General features: G+C 34.8%; 22 protein-coding genes. 8 read left to right on the plus strand and 14 right to left on the minus strand.

All coding sequences use genetic code 11. The annotated features are described in order from the left end of the window. Window positions 1-111 precede the first annotated feature (111 nt). The 3 genes from DPQ89_RS07260 to DPQ89_RS07270 all read left to right on the plus strand — a co-directional run bounded on the left by DPQ89_RS07260 (window position 112) and on the right by DPQ89_RS07270 (window position 3,654). Complete coding sequence (locus DPQ89_RS07260; protein ID WP_127716260.1) at window positions 112-606, plus strand: elongation factor P hydroxylase; 495 nt, start codon at window positions 112-114, stop codon at window positions 604-606. A gap of 161 nt (window positions 607-767) precedes the next feature. Then, complete coding sequence (gene acnB / locus DPQ89_RS07265; RefSeq protein WP_127716261.1) at window positions 768-3,326, plus strand: bifunctional aconitate hydratase 2/2-methylisocitrate dehydratase; 2,559 nt, start codon at window positions 768-770, stop codon at window positions 3,324-3,326. A 58-nt stretch (window positions 3,327-3,384) separates the two neighbouring features. Beyond that, entirely contained in the window at window positions 3,385-3,654 is a 270-nt protein-coding gene (locus tag DPQ89_RS07270) for a hypothetical protein (RefSeq protein WP_127716262.1), read from the plus strand. Here DPQ89_RS07270 and DPQ89_RS07275 read toward each other — a convergent pair. Together DPQ89_RS07275 and DPQ89_RS07280 are read right to left on the minus strand one after the other, a co-directional pair. After that, window positions 3,651-4,520: a hypothetical protein gene (locus DPQ89_RS07275; RefSeq protein WP_127716263.1), complete on the minus strand. Its 870-nt coding sequence runs from the start codon at window positions 4,518-4,520 to the stop codon at window positions 3,651-3,653. The two genes, DPQ89_RS07270 and DPQ89_RS07275, sit on opposite strands and share 4 nt — an antisense overlap. A 40-nt stretch (window positions 4,521-4,560) precedes the next feature. Next, window positions 4,561-5,322 (minus strand): site-specific DNA-methyltransferase, encoded by a 762-nt coding sequence (locus DPQ89_RS07280; RefSeq protein WP_127716264.1) that lies wholly within the window; start codon window positions 5,320-5,322, stop codon window positions 4,561-4,563. A gap of 297 nt (window positions 5,323-5,619) precedes the next feature. Here DPQ89_RS07280 and DPQ89_RS07285 point away from each other — a divergent pair, with 297 nt between their 5' ends. From DPQ89_RS07285 to DPQ89_RS07300, 4 genes are all read left to right on the plus strand, one after another. Beyond that, complete coding sequence (locus DPQ89_RS07285; protein WP_127716265.1) at window positions 5,620-6,351, plus strand: hypothetical protein; 732 nt, start codon at window positions 5,620-5,622, stop codon at window positions 6,349-6,351. A gap of 121 nt (window positions 6,352-6,472) precedes the next feature. Continuing rightward, window positions 6,473-8,320 (plus strand): 2-oxoacid:acceptor oxidoreductase subunit alpha, encoded by a 1,848-nt coding sequence (locus tag DPQ89_RS07290; protein ID WP_127716266.1) that lies wholly within the window; start codon window positions 6,473-6,475, stop codon window positions 8,318-8,320. Window positions 8,321-8,328: 8 nt separating this feature from the next. Then, the gene (locus DPQ89_RS07295) at window positions 8,329-9,336 is read left to right on the plus strand and encodes a 2-oxoacid:ferredoxin oxidoreductase subunit beta (RefSeq protein ID WP_127716267.1); all 1,008 of its coding nucleotides are present in this window, start codon (window positions 8,329-8,331) and stop codon (window positions 9,334-9,336) included. Window positions 9,337-9,345: 9 nt separating this feature from the next. Then, window positions 9,346-9,777 carry a hemerythrin domain-containing protein gene (locus DPQ89_RS07300; protein ID WP_127716268.1) on the plus strand — a complete coding sequence of 144 codons (432 nt, stop codon included), beginning with the start codon at window positions 9,346-9,348 and terminating at the stop codon, window positions 9,775-9,777. Here DPQ89_RS07300 and DPQ89_RS07305 read toward each other — a convergent pair. Further along, window positions 9,770-10,717: a hypothetical protein gene (locus tag DPQ89_RS07305; RefSeq protein WP_127716269.1), complete on the minus strand. Its 948-nt coding sequence runs from the start codon at window positions 10,715-10,717 to the stop codon at window positions 9,770-9,772. The two genes, DPQ89_RS07300 and DPQ89_RS07305, sit on opposite strands and share 8 nt — an antisense overlap. A 317-nt stretch (window positions 10,718-11,034) precedes the next feature. On the opposite strand from DPQ89_RS07305, the gene DPQ89_RS07310 reads away from it, so the two are divergent. Next, window positions 11,035-12,474, plus strand: a complete 1,440-nt coding sequence (locus DPQ89_RS07310; RefSeq protein WP_127716270.1) for a sensor histidine kinase — start codon at window positions 11,035-11,037, stop codon at window positions 12,472-12,474. Between the two features lies 1 nt (window position 12,475). On the opposite strand, the gene DPQ89_RS07315 is transcribed toward DPQ89_RS07310, so the two are convergent. The 11 genes from DPQ89_RS07315 to DPQ89_RS07365 form a co-directional block, all read right to left on the minus strand. Next, a complete protein-coding gene (locus DPQ89_RS07315; protein WP_127716271.1) occupies window positions 12,476-14,722 on the minus strand; it encodes an ATP-binding protein in 2,247 nt (748 codons plus the stop codon). Between the two features lie 2 nt (window positions 14,723-14,724). Beyond that, on the minus strand, window positions 14,725-15,990 hold the full coding sequence (locus tag DPQ89_RS07320) for a PotD/PotF family extracellular solute-binding protein (RefSeq protein ID WP_127716272.1): 1,266 nt from the start codon (window positions 15,988-15,990) through the stop codon (window positions 14,725-14,727). Between the two features lie 135 nt (window positions 15,991-16,125). Continuing rightward, window positions 16,126-16,752, minus strand: coding sequence for a MarC family protein (locus DPQ89_RS07325; protein WP_127716273.1), 627 nt, complete (start codon window positions 16,750-16,752; stop codon window positions 16,126-16,128). Window positions 16,753-16,767: 15 nt separating this feature from the next. Beyond that, entirely contained in the window at window positions 16,768-18,693 is a 1,926-nt protein-coding gene (locus DPQ89_RS07330) for a hypothetical protein (RefSeq protein WP_127716274.1), read from the minus strand. Window positions 18,694-18,756: 63 nt separating this feature from the next. Then, window positions 18,757-19,092 (minus strand): AzlD domain-containing protein, encoded by a 336-nt coding sequence (locus tag DPQ89_RS07335; RefSeq protein ID WP_127716275.1) that lies wholly within the window; start codon window positions 19,090-19,092, stop codon window positions 18,757-18,759. Then, on the minus strand, window positions 19,085-19,738 hold the full coding sequence (locus DPQ89_RS07340) for an AzlC family ABC transporter permease (RefSeq protein ID WP_127716276.1): 654 nt from the start codon (window positions 19,736-19,738) through the stop codon (window positions 19,085-19,087). Before DPQ89_RS07340 ends, DPQ89_RS07335 begins: the two co-directional genes overlap by 8 nt. Before the next feature lie 90 nt (window positions 19,739-19,828). Beyond that, on the minus strand, window positions 19,829-20,296 hold the full coding sequence (locus tag DPQ89_RS07345; RefSeq protein WP_127716277.1) for a hypothetical protein: 468 nt from the start codon (window positions 20,294-20,296) through the stop codon (window positions 19,829-19,831). Continuing rightward, window positions 20,268-21,389 carry a hypothetical protein gene (locus DPQ89_RS07350; protein ID WP_127716278.1) on the minus strand — a complete coding sequence of 374 codons (1,122 nt, stop codon included), beginning with the start codon at window positions 21,387-21,389 and terminating at the stop codon, window positions 20,268-20,270. The genes DPQ89_RS07345 and DPQ89_RS07350 overlap by 29 nt, the downstream gene beginning before the upstream one ends. A gap of 65 nt (window positions 21,390-21,454) precedes the next feature. After that, window positions 21,455-21,715 carry a hypothetical protein gene (locus tag DPQ89_RS07355; protein ID WP_127716279.1) on the minus strand — a complete coding sequence of 87 codons (261 nt, stop codon included), beginning with the start codon at window positions 21,713-21,715 and terminating at the stop codon, window positions 21,455-21,457. Further along, the gene (locus DPQ89_RS07360) at window positions 21,709-23,346 is read right to left on the minus strand and encodes a protein-glutamine glutaminase family protein (protein ID WP_127716280.1); all 1,638 of its coding nucleotides are present in this window, start codon (window positions 23,344-23,346) and stop codon (window positions 21,709-21,711) included. Before DPQ89_RS07360 ends, DPQ89_RS07355 begins: the two co-directional genes overlap by 7 nt. A 77-nt stretch (window positions 23,347-23,423) precedes the next feature. After that, window positions 23,424-23,681, minus strand: coding sequence for a DUF2999 family protein (locus DPQ89_RS07365; protein WP_127716281.1), 258 nt, complete (start codon window positions 23,679-23,681; stop codon window positions 23,424-23,426). Window positions 23,682-23,777 lie beyond the last annotated feature (96 nt).

Raw genomic sequence — 23,777 nt, forward strand, 5'->3', positions numbered from 1 at the left:
AATTAAACAATATATATGAAGTCAAAAGATTAAAAATGAAGATTACCTTACAGATAGATTACCTTAATATTAAGAAATGACTTTTTATTAAGCTATTGATAAATTCAACTCATGCAGCACAATGTAGAAGACATAAAAAGTATTTTTGATAGAACTTTTAAGGATGAATATTCAACGATTCTTTCCTATGGTTATAAAGAGCCATTTTATAAGGCTAGAAAATCTACTAAAGAGCTGTCAATTATTCAAAGCACAGAAGACTATTTCGCTTCAGCACTTCATGAAATCTCTCACTGGTGTCTAGCAGGAAAAGACAGAAGAGCCTTAGACGATTATGGATACTGGTATAACCCAGATGGAAGAAATCTTGACCAGCAAAAAGAGTTTGAAAATGTTGAAGTAAAGCCTCAGGCAATCGAAATGGCCTTCAGCGAAGCCTGTTCTTATCCATTTAAGGCCAGTGCTGACAATCTTGAACTAGGGAATTACGACTCTTCTGACTTCACGCGTAGAATAAAACTCCAATTTGAATGTTATAAATCAGAGGGGCTTCCCAAAAGGGCCGCTCAATTCGTCAAAGAATTGAAACTCTTTTATTGCCACTAAAACCATACACCATGACGCGTGATGTGGGCCATAGTGTAAAACTAAGCACCAAAAGAGTGGACAGCTCAGTAGTTACTTTATTCTTGGCCCAGACTAGTGTATAATTAGCGACAATTCATAACTACAAAAAACTGATAATTAAATTAAAAAAAGGAATAATTATGTCTAATTTCTTTGATTCTTACGACAAACACGTTGAAGAAAGAAAAGCTCTAGGAATCCCACCTCTTGCATTAACTAAGGAACAAATGAGTGAAGTGTGTGAGCTTCTACAAAATATTCCAGCATCCAAAGGTGAGTTGTTATTAGACTTAATTACAAATAGAGTAAATCCTGGGGTTGATCCAGCTGCTCAGATAAAAGCTGACTTTCTCCTGAAGATAGTACATGGAGATGTTTCGTGCGATCTTATTGATAAAAAGCATGCTGTCAAACTTCTAGGAACAATGCTTGGTGGTTATAACCTCGCAGGTCTTATTGACATTATGAAAGGTGCTGACAAAGAACTAGCAAATCTTGCTGGAGCAGCTCTAAAGAACATGGTTCTTTCAATCAATATTTTTGATGAAGTATTTGAACTTTCTAAGACTAATGAAATTGCAAAGGAAGTAATAAAGTCTTGGGCAGATGCTCAATGGTTTACTTCTAAAGAAGAAATTCCTGAAAGTATAAAGACAGTTGTTTATAAAGTAGATGGAGAAATCAATACTGATGACTTCTCTCCGGCAGCTTATGCTTATACTAGAGCAGATATACCACTCCACTCAACATGTATGGGTGGTGTACTTTTCCCAAGTGGTCCAAAGGCCATAGGCGACCTAAAAGATAAATTCAACCTTCCTATCACTTTTGTCGGTGATGTTGTAGGTACAGGATCATCAAGAAAGTCTGCGTGTAACTCTCTTCTATGGCATATTGGAAATGATATTGATTATGTTCCTAACAAAAGAGATGGTGGAATTATAATTGGACAAACCATTGCACCAATTTTCTTCAATACTGCAGAAGACTCTGGAGCACTTCCAATTCAGGCCGACGTTTCTAAATTAGAAACTGGAAAAATTATTATTGTTCATCCACTGGCAGGAAAAATTACTGACGAAAATGGTGAAACATTAGCCGAATATGAAATTGCTCCAGATACGATTTTAGATGAATATAAGGCAGGAGGAAGAGTACCACTTATCATTGGTAAACAACTAACTGCCAAGGCAAGAGCAGCTCTTTCTATGAGCTCTATTGAAGATTCAGGAATCTTCACAAACCCAACAATCATTGTACCTAAAGCTGATCAAGGTTACACTCAAGCTCAAAAAATGGTTGGAAAAGCATGTGGTGTTACAGGAATTCTTCCAGGAACAACTTGTTTACCAAAAATGAGTACTGTTGGATCACAAGATACAACAGGTCCAATGACTGCTAATGAAATGACTGAATTAGCATGTTTAAAATTTAATGCAGATCTCGTTATGCAATCATTCTGTCATACTGCTGCTTACCCAAAACCTACTGACGTTATAACTCATGCAACCTTACCGGAATATATTTCCAACAGAGGTGGAGTTTCATTGAAAGTTGGTGATGGTGTAATTCACTCTTGGCTAAACAGACTACTTGTTCCAGATGAAGTTGGAACAGGTGGTGATTCACATACAAGATTTCCGCTAGGAATTTCTTTTCCAGCTGGTTCTGGTCTAGTTGCTTTTGCAGCGGCCCTAGGGGTTATGCCACTAGATATGCCAGAGTCTGTTCTCGTTAAATTTAAAGGCGAACTTCAACCAGGAATTACACTTAGAGACGTAGTAAATATGATACCTCTTAAAGCGATTCAACTGGGTCTTCTTACAGTTGAGAAAAAAGGAAAGAAGAATATTTTCGCTGGAAAAATACTTGAAATGGAAGGACTCCCTAATTTAAAAGTTGAACAGGCATTTGAGCTTACAGATGCAGCCGCGGAGAGATCTGCAGCAGCAGCTTCTATAAAACTAAATAGAGAACCAATTGAAGAGTATCTACTTTCAAATATAAAACTTATGGAATCGATGATTGAAGGTGGTTACAAGGACGCGGAAACTCTTAAGAAGAGAATTGCAGCAGTCAAAGACTGGTTAGCAAATGGTGAGCTAATGGAAGCGGACAAGAATGCTGAATACGCCCAGGTTATCGAAATTGACTTAAATGAAATGACAGAGCCAGTAGTAGCATGTCCTAATGACCCTGATGATGTAAAAGTTCTTTCTGAAGTTGCAGGAGATAAAGTTGATGAAGTGTTCATCGGTTCTTGTATGACTAACGTAGGACTATTCAGAGCAGCAGGAGAGATACTAAAAGGAAAGGGTCAAGCGGATGCAACTCTTTGGATCGCTCCTCCTACAAAGATGGATAAAGACCAACTAACGGCCGAAGGTTACTATGCAACTTTCGCGGCCGCCGGAGCAAGACTAGAGATGCCAGGATGCTCACTTTGCATGGGTAACCAAGCAAGAGTAAGAAATGGTTCAACAGTATTCTCTACTTCTACTCGTAACTTTAATAACAGATTAGGAAAAGATGCCCAAGTATACCTAGGGTCTTCTGAGCTTGCAGCTGTTGTTTCACTACTTGGAAAGATGCCTACGCCGGCAGAATATCTAGAAGTAATGAATCCAGCACTTGAAGGTAAAGAAGAAGAAGTTTACAAATACTTAAACTTCCACCAAATGGATAACTTTAGAGTTTAATTATAAAGGGCACTAAATGTGCCCTTTTTTTTCACTTAGAACTAGGCTTTTTAATAGCATGAACCACGTTAAGCTAACAATTAATCTCTTCTTTATCTCATTAATTGTGTTTAGTTTAATTTATACAAATATACTTTCCCCCGAAGATAACTCTTCAATCTTCAAAGTCATTTCTGATATGGCCATGCCATTAATTATGTTTTTTTCAATGATTAATTTGTTTCTCAAAAGACGAAAAGAAAAATCCAACTCCAAAGTTTCTAGCTTAGAAGACAGAAAGTTCTACCAGTCTATTGGGACAAGTGAAGATTTTAACAAAAAAGATTAATACTTCTTTTTAACAGACTCTAATGACTTTAAAAGCTTGTCATGCTTCTTACGATTGGCCTCTGTTGGTTTTAGTCTTTCAAGATATCTCAAATAAGAAATGATATCTCGAATTCTTTTAGAACGAAGGTCTATTTTTGGTGAGAAAATAGGCATGTCCATAGACTCTTTAACACTGCGAGGACGATCGATAAGCTTATACAATAATTCATCAGTATAGCTAGAGAGAATTTCAGATGTTATTAACTCTCCATCTTTTTGAGACCCAACACCATAGACGGTATGGCATGCAAGACAATGTTTACGAACATTCTTATATCCCCATGTGATATTTTCAGCACTACCAGAACCAGGAATGATTTCAACTGGATAAGAGTTAATTAGATTAAAGCTTTTAATCTGACTTACCCAATGAATTCTTCTTCGAGAAGGAACTTTCTTCCTGTCTTCTATCCATATTAAGTAAAACGGAGACAGATCAACTGCAGACTCGCGATAAGAGTCAATACTAACAAATGGTAAACCTCCATCTTTTTCAAAAGCAAGATAACTGTTTCTTTTAGAAAATTTATAGGTTTCTACGATAGGTCTATACCCAGTCAACGTATCTACTTCAAAGGCAAAACTCTTTTGCCAGCTTTCTTTACCTGTATAAATATGATTAAGAATATCTGGCATGTAAAAAGCATTAAAGGTTTCACTTTTTTTGATATACGGATTAAACACACTGACTTTGTGTATTTTAAAAACCTTTTTCAAATTTACCAAGTCAAGAGTAACTAACTTTTTAGCGCTCAGACTAAAGTCTAAAGCATAAGAAAATAATGGAAAAATAAGCGCCAATAAAAAAAATAAAATTTTACTCATAAAATATTATAATACTAACAAAGAGTTTATCACGAAAAAATTAGCAACAACAAAGAGACTTTATTCGCTGTTGACTCATTGTCGCCCACTGCTTTCTTAACTCTATACCAGAGATCTTGCGTCCTAGCTGAATTGCCGCAGCGGGGGTGGAGCCTGATCCCGTGAAAGGATCTAGGATTCTATCTCCAGGAGAGGTATAAGTTCTAATCAGTGGCTCCAAGCATGAAAATGGCTTATGATTAGGATGCTTTCCCCATTTATCTGCCTCACCTTCTTCATCATACTTAGTAATTATTGACCATTGAGTAGGAGGACATGAATTGGAAAGTTCTGGTTTTGGAAGCTTAGAGAAAACCAGCGCGACTTCATACAGTCTAACATTTATCTCATTACCGCTATTAGTTTCTTTTGCTAGCTTTCCCCATTGAAACTCACCATAGAAGTGCTCAAAACCTAGTTTTTGTGCCGTTAGCTTTATCGGATTAATTCCAAGGTAATTTGTCCAAATAACCAAAACACCATCATCTTGAATATACTTGACGGCAGCACCAAGCCACTTCTCAGTAAATCTTCTATATTCTTTTATATTTTCATACCTCGTAACGGCTTCATGATTAATCTTGGCCTGCTTAGGATCTCTAAGCTCACCTGTTTTCTTATTTCTTCTAACTAATAAGCAGTATGGAGGATCTGCATACAACATCTTCGCCTTATTGCTCCCCATAATAGTTTTGTAACTATCTAAGACAGTGGAATCTGCGTTGATATGTGTATTGCCATCTAATTCAAAAAGCATAGTCATAAGCTGCACCTAAAGTGATAAAGAAAAAATAAAACGCTATTCTACTATTAAATATTTATTGATTCTAGCTAGAAATAGAAAAAGTAATAATTGTGAAAAATATGATTTGCGTTATATTTCACATGGTACAATTACTATCTAATAAATTCCTATAATTACATTTATTTTCATCATAAACTGGAGCATTTTGTCTAAGGCATTAAATTGCTCAAGCAAAGTGAATAAAAATATTTCACATATCGCTTTATAACACAAACTAGAGTTTTAAAAATATATAGTTAATGATAATTTTTAAAAATGAAACCACACACATTATTTTTCACTCTATTACTTACCCTCCTACTTAATCTAAACGCATTCGCAAAAGTCAGCTTAGTTCTTCCGCTTGTCGATGGATGGGCCCACCAAACAGAAAAAAGCTATGCTCCAGAGGCAATCAACAGAGTAACCAAGGGAAATTTTAATAATAATATAAAACTCGTCTTCAGACCATTTAAGAGAGCATTAACTGATTTTGAAAAAAAGAAGTATAACTGCTTTGTAGGTGGCGACGAAAAAACAATGAAAGATTTTGCCAATGTAGAAACTATATCTAGCAAAATGATTCGCAATACAAGCCTAAGAGCGTACACACTTAAAGGTCATCCAAAGATAGTCACTCAAGAGAGCATTAAAGATAAAGAAGTCGTCTATGTTAGGGGTCTCGACCTAAGCTCACTTGAATTAGACTTAAGTAAAACAAAAACCTCAAGCGTTAATGATGTAAAACAGGCCGTTAAAATAATGAAGGCGCAAAGAGCAACAGTCTTCTTACACTGGTTTCCTTCCACTCCAGAGGTAATGCAAGATTTCCACAATAGTCACTCTGTAATACTCTACACAATTAAAGAAAAAGTTAATTGTCATAATACCCCAGAAAATAGAAAGTTCATCTCAGAGCTTAATAAAAAAATTGATTATTTTAAATCTCAAGGTGGTTTAGAAAAACTTCATACAGACTTCTATGGAGACCTCCCCTTTGTTCACTAAGAGCTGACAGAAATCAGAAAAGTTTTACTAACGTATATCATATAAGTAATCTCGCTATATCATATTTTAAATTCCTCATCCTTTGTAAATTAAGCTTATAAATAATTACAAGGGATACTTAATGTCATCAAATGATCACATCGAATTAGAAAGTGTTGTTATACGCTTTTCAGGAGATTCCGGCGACGGAATGCAACTCACAGGAACTCAATTCTCAAATACATCTGCCTTAATGGGAAATGATATTTCGACATTTCCAGACTATCCAGCTGAGATTAGGGCCCCTCAAGGCACTATTGCTGGTGTATCAGGATTTCAAGTTCACTTTGGTTCAAATGAAGTTATCACACCAGGAGATGAAGTTGATATGTTAGTGGCACTAAACCCAGCGGCCCTCAAAGCAAATCTAGGCTCTTTAAGAAAAGGTGGTACAATCCTCGCAAACACTGATGCATTTACTTACAAAGGACTAGAGAAGGCCACATATACAGATAACCCTCTAGAAGATAACTCTTTGAGCGACTATCAAGTTATTGAGGCCCCAATCGATTCTCAAACTCTTGATACATTAGAAGATCACGAACTAGATCTAAAGAATAAAAAAAGATGTAAGAACTTCTATGCTTTAGGTATCTGCTACTTCTTATACCATAGAGATATAACTCCAACTATTGATTGGATAAATGAGAAATTTAAAAAATTTCCAGAACTAGCACAAGCTAATATAGCAACTTTAAAGTCTGGTTATCACTTTGCGGAAACACTTGAAGCAGTAGTTTCAACTTATAAAGTACCAAGTGCAAAAATTACTCCTGGAAAGTATAGACAGATAAATGGAAACACTTCTACGGCATGGGGATTTCTAAGAGCAGCACAAGCGGCAAAACTGCCACTCTTTCTAGGAAGTTACCCAATCACACCGGCAACAGATATTTTACATGAGTTATCAAAGCACAAAAACTTCGGTGTAAAAACATTTCAAGCCGAAGACGAGATCGCAGCAATATGTTGCTCGATTGGTGCTGGACTTGCTGGTAACCTAGCTCTTACAACATCTTCAGGGCCAGGAATAGCATTAAAAGGTGAGGCCATAGGGCTTGCGGTTACTTATGAAATGCCATTAGTTATTGTGAATGTACAAAGAGGAGGACCATCGACAGGTCTACCGACAAAAACGGAACAGTCAGATTTATATCAAGCACTATATGGTAGAAATGGAGAAGCTCCTCTTATTATACTTGCTGCCTCACGACCTAATGACTGTTTCCATATGGCCTACGAAGCAAGTCGCCTAGCGCTACAACACATGTCCCCAGTAATGCTTCTTACTGATGGATACATTGCCAATGGAACAGAGCCCTGGCGAATACCTGACGTAGATAAGCACTATAATGAAATTAAGCACAATCTTATCGAAGAAGCTCCAGCAAATACTGATGGCTTTAAGTGGATAGAAAGAGATGAAGTTTCCAAGGTGAGAAAATGGGCAATCCCTGGAACAAAAGGATTGGAACATCGAATTGGTGGACTTGAGAAAGATTATCACACAGGTGATGTTAGCTACGATCCAATTAATCACGAACTAATGACAAACGCTAGAAAAGAAAAAATCGAGCGTGTAGTAGATAATATTCCTGAGCAAGAACTAGAAGGTGATAGCTCTGGTGATCTACTAGTAGTCTCATGGGGAGGAACATATGGAGCAGTTCAAATGGCCGTAAAACAACTACAAAAAGAAGGCGTAAGAATATCTCTAATGCATATGAAGTATATAAACCCTATACCTAAGAATGTTCCAACAATATTAAAGAATTTCAACAGAATAATTGTTCCTGAACTAAATGGTGGGCAACTTATTAATGTCTTAAAAGCAAAGTACTCAATTGAAGCGATTGGATACAATAAAATGCAAGGTCTTCCATTTAAGATTAGCGAATTAGTTGAAGAGTTTAAAAAAGCAATACAATAGGAAAATATATGACTGAACTAAACTATAAGAAGAAAGATTTTGCAAGTGATCAAGATGTTAAATGGTGTCCAGGATGTGGCGATTACTCAATACTATCAAGTTTACAAATGGCACTTACAAAAACAGGCACAAAGAAAGAGGATATTGTCTGTGTATCAGGGATTGGATGTTCTTCAAGATTTCCATACTACATGAATACATATGGATACCATACAATTCATGGTAGAGCTCCAGCTGTGGCATCCGGTATGAAAGTTGCCAACCCAAACCTAAGTGTGTGGATGATTACAGGAGATGGTGATTGCTTATCAATTGGCGGGAACCATTTTATTCACGCTCTCAGAAGAAATATAGATATCAATATGCTTCTTTTCAATAATCAAATTTACGGACTCACTAAAGGTCAATTCTCACCTACTTCTAAACAAGGACAAGTAACCAAATCGTCTCCCTATGGATCACTTGATAGAACATTTAATCCTGGAAAACTAGCATTTGGAGCAGGTGCAACATATATATGTAAAACGCTTGATTCGGACCCTAAACATATGACCGACATGATGGTTGAAGCTGATAAACATAGAGGAACATCATTTATAGAAGTGTTTCAAAACTGTGTTATCTTCAACAATAACTGTCATCAAGAATACACAGATAGAAAAACAAGATCAGACCATGCTGTTTACCTTGAACACGAAACTCCTATGAAATTTGGAAAAGAAGGAAATCTTGGAATAGTACTAGAAGGACTGAAGCTTAAAGTAGTTGAGATAGGTGACAAATACAAAGATCAGGATCTCTTAGTGCATGATAAACACAATAAAATGTTAAGTTACTTACTATTATCCTCTCACGAGGAAAATGGTTTTCCAAAATTCTATGGTGTGATTTATCAAGAAGAAGATGAGACTTTTAACGATCAAGTAGCAGCTCAAATTGAACAAGTAAGAAATAAGAAAGGAGAAGGCGACTTTAATAAGCTTCTTTTTTCCGGTGAAGTTTGGGAAGTAAAATAAGGAGAACTCATGAAAGAGATAATAAATCAGCTAAAAGATGATCATATAAGAGTAAATGCATCACTTGATAAAATGGAACAGCTTATTGATACTCCCCTAGAGACCTCAAGAGATGAACTTGTAAGTGAATTTCAATTCTTTAAAGATTTCGCATGTAAAATTCATCACAAAAGAGAAAGTGAGGTTCTCTACAATTGGATGAAAAAGCAAAACCCAGAGGCCGACAAAGAAATAATAGAGAGAATTAACGAAGAACATAAGTCTTTAGAAAGTGAAGTTAATAACTTCATAGAAAAGATAACAAAGATGGCCAAAGAGGAAGAAAATACAATCCTATGTGATATTGAGCAATTTATAAGAGTTTACAAGCAACATATAGAAAAAGAAGAGAAGTTTATCTTTCTTATTGCTCAACAGCTTACGGAGAAAAAAACTACTTAAAGAAGATTTTCTGGACAATTTCATCGATGGCCCTAATTTGAGGGCCATATTTATTATGAAAATTAGGACCAGAATAACCCCACCAGTCCCAACACCCATAGGGATTTAATAATGTCGACTTTGTTTGTGGAAAAAGAACAATAACCCCACTCTCCTGGGCCCAATTAGCATAACCAGTCTTCATAAAAAAGAGATTGCCAATATCATCAATCGTTTGCTCACATCCATGAAATGCTATATGAAGCTTGCAACTATTTAGTTCACAGGATTTAGGAACAAAGGCAATTGCAAATTCCTTTAGATAACTTGACGATATAGGGAGCGCCCCCCATTGCTTAACTTTATAGAATCTACTTGAATCAACTGTGTCAGTATAATTTAAATTCTTATATGAAGTAGATAAGGCCATATAAGCTCCATCAATACCACATGAACTGATATAAGGGGCCCCCGATGGAGAGGAGCAATCATTTCCGTCACTAATAGTTGGAAAAGTATGTGCAATGTCGAGATCTTCAACAAATTCTACTTCACTAACATCAAAACGTTTATAATAATGCTGGGCACTCTTAGAGACTCGTCTACGGACAGTAAAGTCTCTCATTCCTGATATAATTTTAACTTTTGATTGATTTAAAAAACTTGTATCATCAACCAGACCAACAGAAGCAGATAATTTCGTATAATTAGCTAGGGCATCAATATTAACATCTCCAAATTCATCTTTCATACAAAGACCAGTGGCAACAAGAGGATTTTCTCTTGAGCAAAAATACGGTCCTCCAGCGAATAATGTAATAGAATTAACATATCGAGAGTGACTGATATGAAACTGAGAGGCCATATATGCCCCAGAAGAAATTCCAGAGACACTAACCCTAGACTGCACACTCTGAATGCGATTTGATTCTAATAATTGATATGCTTCAAAATTTATCATACAAATTTCTAACACTAACAAAGGAAAACGTCATGTTTTTTCACAAATCCAAATTCTTAACTATATGATAATCTGAAATTCAACCTTGATATTAAATATCTTTTTCACATTTTCAACATGAAAGAAAGGCACTTTTCTAATAAATAGATAAAAATATACTTAATACAAGCTCAAGTTAATAGATAAAATTGGTTAACAGGTAAACAAAAACATAGGTCAAATGTCCCCTATGAAGCGAAAGAGGACAACGAACATCTTTCCTAATGTTGGAAAAAAAAATTAGAAGTACAATAGCTTTATAACAATAATGAGACTATATGAATCTAATTTTATATCAAAGCTTTGAGCGTTTTTTTGGAACAATCGTTTTTTCGTTCTTTGCGTATCATGCTTTGGCAGGTATTTCTAACTTTAAAACACATAAAATAAAATCATCAGTATGGCATATAAGTATGTGTATCATGACTGCTCTCTATGCGCTTTGTTTAGTTGTTGGTACCTTTGATGTCGCTCAAGACTTTGGCAACACTATCCTCTTATTACTCTGGCTTCTAGGGTATGGCTCATATCTCATGTATATGTTAGCGATAAAATCATTTCTAATGATTGAAAAGAATAAGTTAAATTATACAAAAACAACTTTATTAATTCTTCTCGCTCATCACATAGTATTCTTCTTCACATACCTACTATTTGGCTACACACCACTATTTCAAACAACACCACCGTTAAAGAGAACACTTTTCCAACAGGCCTATTACATAACAATTTCACCAACGATCTATGGCTACATTCTAGGTACAATAGCTGTTTCAGGAATAATTTACGCAAGTATCTTAATACTTAAGGAACTTTCAAAAAGAAAGAATAAAGAATCATTTTTAAAAATTGGAGTAGTTGTCACTTTATTGGCCACGGCCAATGATATATCTTTATCAATGGGACTTACTCACTCACTTGTTCCACTCTACTTTCTTGGCAATGTATTCGAGGCAATAAGACTTATGATTCATTTCCAAAAGAAATCATTTGAAAAAATCATGGAACTTGAAAAGAATGTAGACAAGTTGGCAAAAGTAGCTCAATTCGGTTTCGCAGCAGCAAGCATTGCTCACGACATTAGAAATCACATTACTATCATTATCACTGCAATAGAAAATCTAAAAAGAGTTGAGACTAATCCTAAGGCGAAATCTAAAGAATATTATTACTCTGTCATTGAGAAACACTCTTACAAATCCAACGATGTTGCTGAACTTTACATGAACCTCTTCAAAGAAAATAGCTCTTCTACAAAAGAGCCTATTAAATTTTCTACTCTTATCGAAGATGTTAAAGAACTAGTTGTCCCTCTTATCGATTTTCATAAAATTAAATTTGAACTTAATATTGAAAAAGACTTTACTTACCAGTGTAATACAACAGAGGTTGTTCTATGTCTTGTAAATCTTATTAAAAACTCAACTGACGCTATAAAACTCATGAAAGAGCCGTGGATTAAGCTTCAGTCAAGAAAGCAAAATGAAAATATTATCATAGAAGTTATAGACTCTGGCCTCGGCATAGAAGATAAGATAGCTCAAAACATATTTGAATTAGAGTTTACAACTAAAGATAAGGACTCTGGCTCTGGAATGGGACTTGCTATAACTAAACAATTACTTGAGAAAAATCACTGCTCTATTCATTACACAAAAATGAAAAATACTTGCTTCAGTATCGTTTTTGACTCTGAGTCTATATTGGATAATCATTGACCTATGCCGCTTTTTGACCTTGCTTAATCTTTACAAATACTTCAGACAATTCTTGTCTTGAAATAGGTTTCGTTAAGAAGAAGATCATCCCAGCATCGAAACACTTTTGTCGATCTTCATTTAAAACATTGGCAGTAAGGGCGACTACAGGAATATTTCTGTAAGCAGGATTCTTTTTTATTTCTATGCAAGCTTCAACACCACCCATAATTGGCATATGCATATCCATGAAAACAATATCGTACACATTACTTTTGCATAACTCTACTGCAATTGCCCCATTTGTTGCACAATCTATATTTGATGCGTACATCTCCATAAACTTAGATGCCACCTTAATATTGATTGCATTATCTTCAACCAAAAGAATATTATAAGCAAAAGAATTATCACAATTCAGAGTATTTTCAACTTCCAAAGATGATTCATTCGAAATCTGTAAAGTGAGATTAAAAAAGAATTCAGTCCCAACACCTTCTTTACTAGTGAACTGTATCTTAGATCCCATTAAATTTGCAAGTTTCTGAGATATAGCAAGGCCAAGTCCTGTCCCTCCAAACCTTCGTGTAATAGAAGTATCGGCCTGAGAAAATGCGTCAAACAGACTTTTCTGAGATTGTTCAGCTATACCAACCCCAGTGTCTTTAACAGTGATTCTTAATTTGCATACATCTTGATTTAGATCAAGTATCTGCATAATAAGTTCAACTTTCCCTTCTTCAGTGAATTTAATTGCGTTTCCAACTAAATTCACTAAGATTTGCTTTACTCTAACAACATCACCAAGCAAGTACATATCTTTCAAGTTTGAATCTATATTAACTTTTAAAGAAATATTTTTTTCATTAATATTTGAGATAAATAATAAACGTATTTCTTCAACACAATCCTTAAAACTAAAGGCCCGATACTCTAAACTAATCTTACCCGCATCGGACTTACTTATATCTAAGATATCATTTATAACTTGAGACAGGATTTTACCACTTGATGATATAGTTTTTATCATATCAGATTGCTCTTTGCTAAGATCACTCTCTTTAAGAATTTCAATCATCCCCAGTACACCGTTCATCGGCGTACGAATCTCATGGCTCATATTTGCTAAGAACTCACTTTTAATATCAGAAGACTTTTGAGCTACAACTATGGCCTCACTGAGTTCTTTGTTTAATAATTTAAATTTCTCTGCAGCTTTTGCAAGCTTACCAATTTCATCATTTCTATCTAAACCGGGTACACTTTTATTAAAATCACCTTCAAGAAACTTATCAAATGTTAGAGTTATAAGATGAATCCCCTTAGAAATATTATCAACAAAGAAGAATGAAATGATTAGTAAAAATGGAGCACTAAGAAGCATAATTATTATTAACGTTTTACTTCTATTTTCGATTAGCACTCTATTATTAAGTTTGAGGGTGTCAAATTCTTGTAACGTATGATTTCTTAGCTCATGTGATAATGACAATAATTCTAATGATTGACCGGCCATGACCACATTTATTAAAGAGAGAAATATTCTATTGGCCTGTACAGACTTCTCAAAAATAACTAAATAGGAACGTGCATTCGTCTTTATTAAGTTGTTATAATTTGGCGAGAAGCTGTGTTTTTCTTTAAGTATTAAATCTATATTTTTATAGACCTTATCTCTTTGACTATATTTGCGATCTCTTAAATATGAAATCGCGCTAATATTAATTTCTAACCACTGCTGGTGCAACTGTTGTGATCGTGACAGTGCTTTATAATCTGTACTCACAGATTTATGAATTCTGTTTATATTCTCAATACCTTTATCAAAAACATTAGGTAATTCCAGATTAAGCAACTTCTCTTTATATAGAAATTTCTGTCCAAGTTGCAAAATATTTTCTTTATACTCGATTAATAATTTTACCATTTTTGAAATCATATCTGTACTGAATTCATTACGTGAAAGTTTTCTCGCCTCATCTAGATCTAGCAGAATCTCATTTTGTTTTTTAAGCATCTGTCTGAGCACACTTTTGCTTCCCGAGTTAGAGTAGACCAAAGCAAGACGTTGAAGGTTTAATAGCTCTTTATCAATATTTAAAATATTTATACTTTCTTTAGAAATAAGGCTTAAGTCATTAAACGACTTTTCAATCTCTTTAAATGAGCTAAATGCAAGAAAAGATTGAAAACAAAAAATCAAAAAGATTAATATTAATCCTGTAATGATTTTTATTTTAATAGAAGTACTTTTAATCCAGTTAAACATATTTAAGAATTCAAAAACTCATACCACTTTTCTAAACTATAATCGTAGTTATCCATAACAGTATTCCATACTGCAATATTACTAAATCTTTTTAAGTAAGAACCTCCGTCTCTAAGCTCTCCTTTATAAACAGATATTTTTCCATCTGTACCTCTAAGATCCTCACTGGCGGCCTTTCCTTCATACCAATAATCCCATTCACTGACTTTCATGAACGGCCTGGACCTTTGTGGATTAGATATGTAATACCCTTGACGTGCTATAAATGCTCCAGGTTGACCAGAGAGCCACCAATTCAAATATTCATAGGCAACATCCTTTATTTGGCCATTTGTCTTAGATGATAAACAAAGTACCCCCTGCCATGCTCTATATCCCTCCTTAGGAGATGCATAGGTAACCTTCACACCTTTGCCTCTAGCTGAAGAAACTCCTGGTGAAAACATACTCTCAAGCCACACTCTTTCATCAACCATATAGTCGACTGACTGGGGAACTGACCCCCAAAAGCCTGAAAAGTGTCCACTTTCCTTTTTTGCAACCAATATTGAAAAGAGTTGATCAATTTCAGTTATGCTCATATTACCAATATTAGCAAATTTCATCAGACCAGCGGCTTGCGCGGCGAGTGCGCAATCAAATATCCCTATTGTTGGAGCATTAATAATTCCAACCTTACCCTTATAGCGATCATCTAATAACCATGCCCAGCTTTCAGTTTCATAGGCCGTCCCCTTTTCAATAAACTTAGTATTGTATCCAAATGAATCAACATTATGGACATAGGGAAGAAAGCTAACAGAATCTGATAATCTCTCACCTAAAGACCCATCTTGTTGAACATAAAGTAGCTTATGGGGAGAATCTCCAAGACCAATCTTACCATCTAATGAAACCTTTCCAGTTTTAGACAAAGAATTGATTTCATTCCAGTTTGCAATTCTTTTAGTATCAAGTGACTGGATAGACTTGGCTTGCCATAGTATATTAATACTGTCAGACCATTGTTCATATAAATCAAACGAGCTTGGGTTCGAAGCTGCTTTTTGAAGAACGGCCGCGCTACCTTTTGGTTCAAACTCTAGATTTATACCAAGATCCTTCATGGCCATCTTTCTCAATTGCTCTTGTAGAGTTACATGAGTACCAAGAACTCGCAACGTTGGTCTTCTATTAGCTATAATGGCCGGACAACTCAATAGCGCTAAGCTACATCCACCCGTTTTAGTTAGAAAATCTCTTCTTGAAATGTCTTTTTTCTTACTCATAAATACCTCGTTAATAAGGGTATCGGAACTGAGTTTTGGTCATTGAAATGTTTGCAATAATTTTATAAAAAATTTAGATTGATTAACTTAGTTTAGATTTGTAGCTCAAGTATAGTAGAATAACTAACAAGAGAGCTATACTATTTTAAAGAACTCTTTAATTCCAAGTAATATATTATTTGCGGCCATGGAAGCAAGAATCAACCCCATAACCTTAGATATAACGATTGCTCCAGAATTACCAATGCGCTTATGAATCTTCGAAGACAATAACATTAGAATAAAGTTAATGAGTAAAACTATAATTAAAATAAAGATTGTAAATAACATACTTGCAAACGAATTACGTGTTGTATCGGCCAAGAGTACTACAGCAAGTATTGCTCCAGGCCCAGCAATCGATGGGATTGCAAGTGGAAAAATAGCCGTTTCTTTCTCATCCTGGACCAGTTGTATTTCTTCTTCTGGCTTACTACTACCAAAGATCATATTTGAAGCAAAAAGAAAAAGTATGACACCACCAGAAATCTGGAAAGCAGCAAGCGGAACTCCAACACGCTTTAGAATATACTCACCGACGATCATAAAGAAAAGTAAGATACAAAAAGCAACAATAGAAGAGAATCTCGCAATTTTCCTTTTTTCAATCTCATCATAGCCTTTTGTTACAGTTATAAAAACTGGAACAGTTCCAAATGGGTCAATAACGGCCCAAAGGATTACGAAACTTGATATAAAATTATCTAAATTGAAAACGCTCATTACGACCTTACTTTTCTAAAAAATTACAATTATTTTTAAATTTTCAACACACTTAAATACTGTTTGCGCGGTTGGATTTAGATCGATACTACTCGCGTCAGATCCAGCGACACCAATAGCAATCATCGAGTGTTCATCACAAATCTTCGAAATATCACTAAAGCGTATATCTCCACTTAGACCTAACTTAGCAGATTCAACGAACCTGAAATCAGCTCCACCGGCGTTGAAGAGACTGTCAAAAACAATATTTAAATCTGGTCTCAAAGCGACATTACTCAAAATATAACTTACTATAATAGGGCTAATTATAGTTTCGCCTGGTCGATTAGAGAAAAGTTTTTCATTTTCAGATTGTGCCAGCTCAACAAGTACAGGTGCATGAATTTTATTCTTAAATAAATTTCTCAACTGCAATATTCCAAAAATTGACCTAGCATCTGCATCTTCACCATGATTTGCACGATCACTAGCAAGAAAAACTATATTACTAAACTCAGAAATATTGATATTCGCCATATCTTTAGAAGAAGTAAAGTCTGCTTCAATATTAACGATCTTACCTAACATTCCCTTATCAAGATAATTATCAAGTGATCTTTTTCTAACATCTTTATTAAAGGAGGAAAGAACAACAATTGAATAGTCAGTTTTGTTCGAAACTAATAACTCATAGCATAGATATGGAACCTTCTCACTCCAACCTAGAATTAGTAATTTTCTCTTGTCCTTAGAACCCAAGTCAAGCTCAAAAGACTTAGAGTTATTGACAACACTACTAATGGCCTTATACTCAATCGACTCAAATGATGTTGCAATAAATACAATAGTATCATCTTTAGCAAGAATATCATTCATTTGTGGCTTTATAAGACACTTGCCTGAGTGGGAACTGATAAAACCTATCGCTAACGAAGCTCCAAAACAATATCTAATATCTCCCCATGTCTTACCATCTAATTGAGGGAAACTTTTAAGATAAATCTGACTCCCATGATCTTGAGTTAATAATTCAGAAATAACAAATGAAAGTCCTGGGTTTTGAATATTCTGTGCCATCATTCTGGCGATGATACTTCTACTTAAAACAATTTCAAGATTGTGGTCATAAGCAGCTTTTGCAATATCGGCCTTATTAGGATCTAGGATTTCGACAACAACCTTGGGCAAATTTATAGACTTTTGCTCGGCCCTATTTTTAATGGACATTAATGATTTTATGGCCCTAGTATCAGAACTCTCCCCAGTACTACCGCCATAGATAGTAGATGGAATGATAACAGCAGAGCTATTTTCAACACTAATTCTTGCAAGGTCATCACTTTTCATTGGATCACCTGTTCGAAATATGACCTTTTTCATCTTAGAAATTGAACTTAATTGAGTTGTTAGATCTTCTGTAAGTTCGTGACTAACTTCTTTATTTAAAATTACAATAGTTGGGTCAGCACCTCTATTTCTTTTTAAAAATCTAAGTAGACGACCTTTAGAATTCAAAACCTGCTTAACGATAATCGGTGTTCTGTTTGTATAACCCAAGATAGAAATATGCCCTTTTATAGTAATCGGTGTAAAGCCACTTTCTAGCTTTTTCATAATTCGATATAACCACTGAGTCATAATCGCGACCAAAGATCCCATAAAGAGAACATAACCTAAGAGAGTAACAAAAGTGGCCAAGATTCGACGTCCAAGACCATTATCATCCCCTAGATAGCCTGGGTCACTCAACCTTAAAAATGCCCACCAAGAGTTTTTAATCAAATCGGTTTCTGATGGATCAATAATTGATAAAATACGCCCTGAGATAATTGAAATTAATCCAATTAAAAGAGCGATAAAAATAACCTGAAAAAACGGACCTCGTATTAGAAATCTTTCTACTTTAAATTTTAAAAATTGCGCAATGGTGAAAAGTAAATTTGTATTTTTATTATTCATAAATCCCAGAGTGTTAAATATATGATATTTTACAGTTATTTACTCTCAAATTACAAATAATAATTAGAAACTAGAATTGAAGACTAGAGTGAGATAAAGACAGATTAGACCGAATAAAATAGTAATGAGCATACTTTTAGTTAGGTAACAAATAATGGCAGAAAATGTAAGAACTAGCATTCTCTCCTTCCCAAGTAGTACATCAACCTCACCTTTATGAAAAAAGACCATAGGCATAATTATGGCCGGAATTACAGCGGCAGGAATAAATGAAAATATCTCTTTAGCTCTATCTGAAAAAGTAAACTTATTTGATAATAAAATAACACTAGAACGAATAATTAATGTTCCAACACTCAGAAATCCCACAACGATCCAAAAATCAACTGATCTAATCATTAGACACTCGCTTTCTAGAAATAAAGTAGGCAAGTAAAATGGAGCAAAGAGAAGATAACAAAAGTCCAAGATTCATTGGAAGCTTGAATAATAGAATTGATAGAAAAGATGAAAAAAGCGCAACAAAAAGATACCTCTTATTTTTTATTGTGGGCATGACTAGTGCGACAAAGCTAAGAGGTACGGCATATTCTAAGGAAAAAGACTTTGGCAAAATATTTCCATAACTAAAGCCAATTAAAACTGAAACCTGCCAAACTAAAGTCATCATCAAACTAGTGCCTATATAAAACTGAAATACTTCTGTTTTTGACTTTAGTTTATCAATATTTGATACAAGAGATGCGTATGACTGGTCGGTAATACAATAAGAAAGAAAAATTTTGCTAAGAATTCTACTTCTAGAAAAGTACTGACTTAACCCTGCGCTATATAGCACGAACCTAAGGTTTATAATAAGACCAGTTATGATAACTATAATTACTGAAGTCTCATTTTTAAGAAGATTAACTGAAGCGAGCTGAGATGCTCCAGCAAACACAAAGATATTCATGGACATAGTTTGCAACAGAGTAAGCTTCGCTGAATACGCTAAACTCCCCATGACCAAGCCAAATGGGATGACACCTGCTGAAATAGGCAACATGCCGAAGACGCCTTTAAGATAAATAATAACTCCAATATCTAATTTATGAAGCTATTTTTACATATTTTACAGAACTTGATAACTGATTTATTAGTTTTCTATTCTAATTATTCTAAGATCTTTTCCAAATCTTTCGAAAACAAAAATCGCAGTATCAGACTTTGATCTAGATCCTCTCTCGTACTCAGAGCAAAGAACAAATTCATTTTCAGAATTAACTATACTCGGGTGTCTCTCGAGAGTCTCAAAGTCACACTTGGCCAAAGAAGAAAAGTTCTTACCAGCAAGTAAGAAGACCACATAATCCACTTTTTTAGACTCACTGATATCTCTTTCAATATATCTAGACATACATTCAACACTATCTTTCAAGTAAGTCTTTGACTTCTCTTTTGACTTGCATTGAAGAATCTTAGAAAAGACCTTATTTCCCAACTCTTCTTGGTAAACTGAGGCTATTTTACGCCCTACTTTAGTTTTGTAGCTAAACTCTTTAGCAAGGCCATTAAAGCTTAAAAATAATAAAATACTAGTTAGCATAATCGCGACGTTTTTCACTTCGCTTCTCCTCTTCGCCACGGGCGAAGCTATAATTTTTCTTTCTCTCTACAGAGAAGAGTTTATCAAAGGTATCTATTTCACAAGAAACTTTCTTATCCACTTGCCTGATACACTTCGGCGAAATAAAGTAATTAGAACAATTTATATCAGCTAGTGCAGAACACTTGTCCTTTGAAGCAGGACAAGACATCGGTGGCTTAAAGTCTGCCAATTTCTTTCTAAAATTTTTCTCATCATTATCAGCTGGTGGATAAATTTTCTCAATATCAGATGTTGCAATCTCTCTGCCTTTTGAATCTTTTAACTTCTTTCTCTTGTAAGGATTATCAACCGATTCGAAAAATGAACAATTAAGACCTTCATCCCAACTATCATTAACATAATCAGACCAATTAAAATCATAATTAAGTTTGTACTTCTTTGTCTTTGGATCACAAGTTAATTGAGGATTTTCTCCACTTAATAGATTATGATAGAATTTTAGGCCTGAAAAATTGGCCCCCATATCACCATAGGACTTAACTCCAGAAATCATTAATCCAAATCCACCCTCTTCCATATCATTACTTTCTTCCATAGCAATCTTAAAAGCATCTTTATCAGATCCATTTTCTATAAACTCTGTTATAAGATCAAAACCTTGATCTACAAAGTGACCTACTTTATCTGGGCCAATAACGTGACCATCAAGGTTAAAAGCACCTTGAAGACCATAGTTCTTTCCCATCAAATTGGCCTCCATGGAGAACCATTCTCTATTATGATCATAGAGCATCACACCGCCTTCTTCAGCAAATTGCTCTATCACAGCATGTGTTCCACCAAGGGCGTCATCAATCCAAGAATAGATCAGCGGAACCTTTTTATTTTTTAATTTCTCTTGATCTTCCAGACAATTATAGTCTTTTGAAAATGCCTCTAGAGTTTTTCTAATATCTTTATTCATCTTATCATTTAAGCTAAATAGGTTATCTAGCTTTTCTTTTTCAGAGACTTTCTCGATCAATCTTCTTGAAGTGAAGTTATCAGTCTCCCATGATAATGTTTTTGATGATAAAAGTATAAGTATAGGAATTAACAGCTTATTCATAACAATTTTATCGGATTTTCGAATATTTTCTTAAAGAAATAATTGTATTTAGATAAATATAAGCTCTACTTCTTACATTTTAAAATTTTTAAATTCTTGCTATCCCACATAATTAGGATTGGAACATTATGCTTAATCGAATGCGACAAACACTTAACGATAGTTTTTTCAGCACTATAGTAAGCTGCCATCTCTTTAAATAGCACGCTATAGCTCTTATTATCTGATTTTTTTTTAACAGAAGAAACATGAAGCTTCTTTGTTATGGTCTTTGCTTGTAAACTATAGGGTAAACACAAAAATACTAGAAGAACTAACTTTACCACTGCTCAAACTCCTGTCCCCAATGGTCTAATCCACTAGTGTATTGTTCCATAGTTTCAACCGCCTTCTTGGTCTTCATCTCTTCAGTAAGTGATAAATCTAAATCAGGCCAATAAGGAACAGAATTAGTAACAGTGTAGCTACTTCCGGAATATTTCTTTGTATTTATCGGTGTTGGATAGGAGACTTTATCACTCTGATTTAAATCGACTTTCATCATGGCGGCCCACTCACTCGGGCCAATAGGACCTTGCGCCACTGATGGGTCAATAATCATTTCAACAACACTGCCATCGTCATTTTCTATATGAACTAAAGGGGCCACATGATACCCCCAAGTTTGTTGAGGGGTGCCTGAAGGAATCTGCAAAGAACCTCTGAGCCATGCCTTATCAACATGAACTCCTTCTTCCTCGAACATACGCGCCATGAGATGTGCACGCGCATAGCAACCATCAAAAGTATAATTCCATGCGATATCCTTTCTAGCTTTGGCCTTATTAAATAACTCTTTTGCTCTATCAATAGAGATCGTTTTCTTAGACATTCTCTCAATATTTCTAGCTATAGTATGACCTTCAGGACTATAGTAAACTCCATTGTAAATACAAGCGTAATCTGGCAAAGACTCCTTATTTACGTAATTACTCTCCAGATTCCCATTTGCTAAATCAATAAGCTGGACCATCTGTGCATTAACTTTATCGTCTAGGGCCTGATCGATAAGATCTGAGAATAATTTTTTAGTATTATCACCACAGTTTGCTGCCTGATTTTCTAAAAATTTCTTATAGGAGCTATCTAAGAGCTTTTCATATAACTCAGGAGAATTCTTATACTTAGCAGGAACAAGCATTCCTTTAGTGAAAGTAGATTTATTCTCAACTTGCCCATTTTTTTCTAATAAGAGCTGACTAGAATGTGACAAAAGTTTTGTAACATTATCATGATCTTTTGCAATTTTTCCATTTCGTAAAAAGAACGTTTCAAAGTTACTTGTGTAGACATTTTTATTTCTTATTAAAATAACATCATTTCCATAAGAATCCTTTCCACAATCTAACAATGAACATTGCTTGAGTGTTTCATCTCTTGTGCAAGTCAGCTTATCTCCATTTTCAAGCTCCAATTGAAGATTTTTATGTGATAGAGCGTTCTCAAAAAACTCATGTTTACTATCAATTTCATTCTTTATGCTTAGTGCAAGCTCTTTGATTTCATTGTGATCACCATCAATCAACGCATATTCATCTGAAGAGAAAAAATCATTATGTACAGAGCGCAAATCATCAGTGTATCGGGCCAAGTCTCCAACAAACTCGGGCCTTTGTTCTTGTCGAAAAAGTGAAGATCTAGAGAAGTCGGCAACAAATAATTCTTCACCATTTTTATGGTAAATTTCATTAACCTTTAGGCTATTAAGCTTGCCATTGGGCAACTTTCTAACAGCTGAATAAGACCATCGACTTTCTTTTATTAAGTACACAGAGCCATCTGCGCCTTTGCAGTAAAAGAATTTTTCATCTCTAGTCGAAGAGCAATCATTCAAAGAAGCTACTCCCTCAAGATTAATGCTATAACCTAAAGAGTAATTAATTTGAAATAATAACAGTAGAAACAATACTAATTTCATAGAAATAGTATCGGATACTTTTCAAATAGAATGAGAAGAACTAAGAAGACTAAAATGCTCCCCTAATAGCTATTAAACTATTCTTTCGGTCTTAGTGCTTCTTTGGCCTTTTCTACAGCATCAAAATCTAGACCTAACTCCTCTACTGCCTCTTTGATAATCGAAGGAGAAGACAAAACAGTACTCATGATCAGTTGAAGCTTTTCAGGTGGAATTCCCAATTGAGAAATTAAACCCATGGCCATCATAGGGTTCTCAGTTAGGGCCTTAAATAGTTCTCTAATTTTTTCTTCACTAATGTTTAACTCTTTAAGAGTTTGTAAAATTGGATTCATAATAATTCCTATAAATAGTATTGATTTCCCATATTATAAATTAAAACCACAAATAATTGCCAAAAATGTGGTCTCAAAAATATTCTAAATAGCTGA

This window comes from Halobacteriovorax sp. HLS (genome assembly GCF_004006665.1).
Lineage (GTDB): Bacteria > Bdellovibrionota > Bacteriovoracia > Bacteriovoracales > Bacteriovoracaceae > Halobacteriovorax.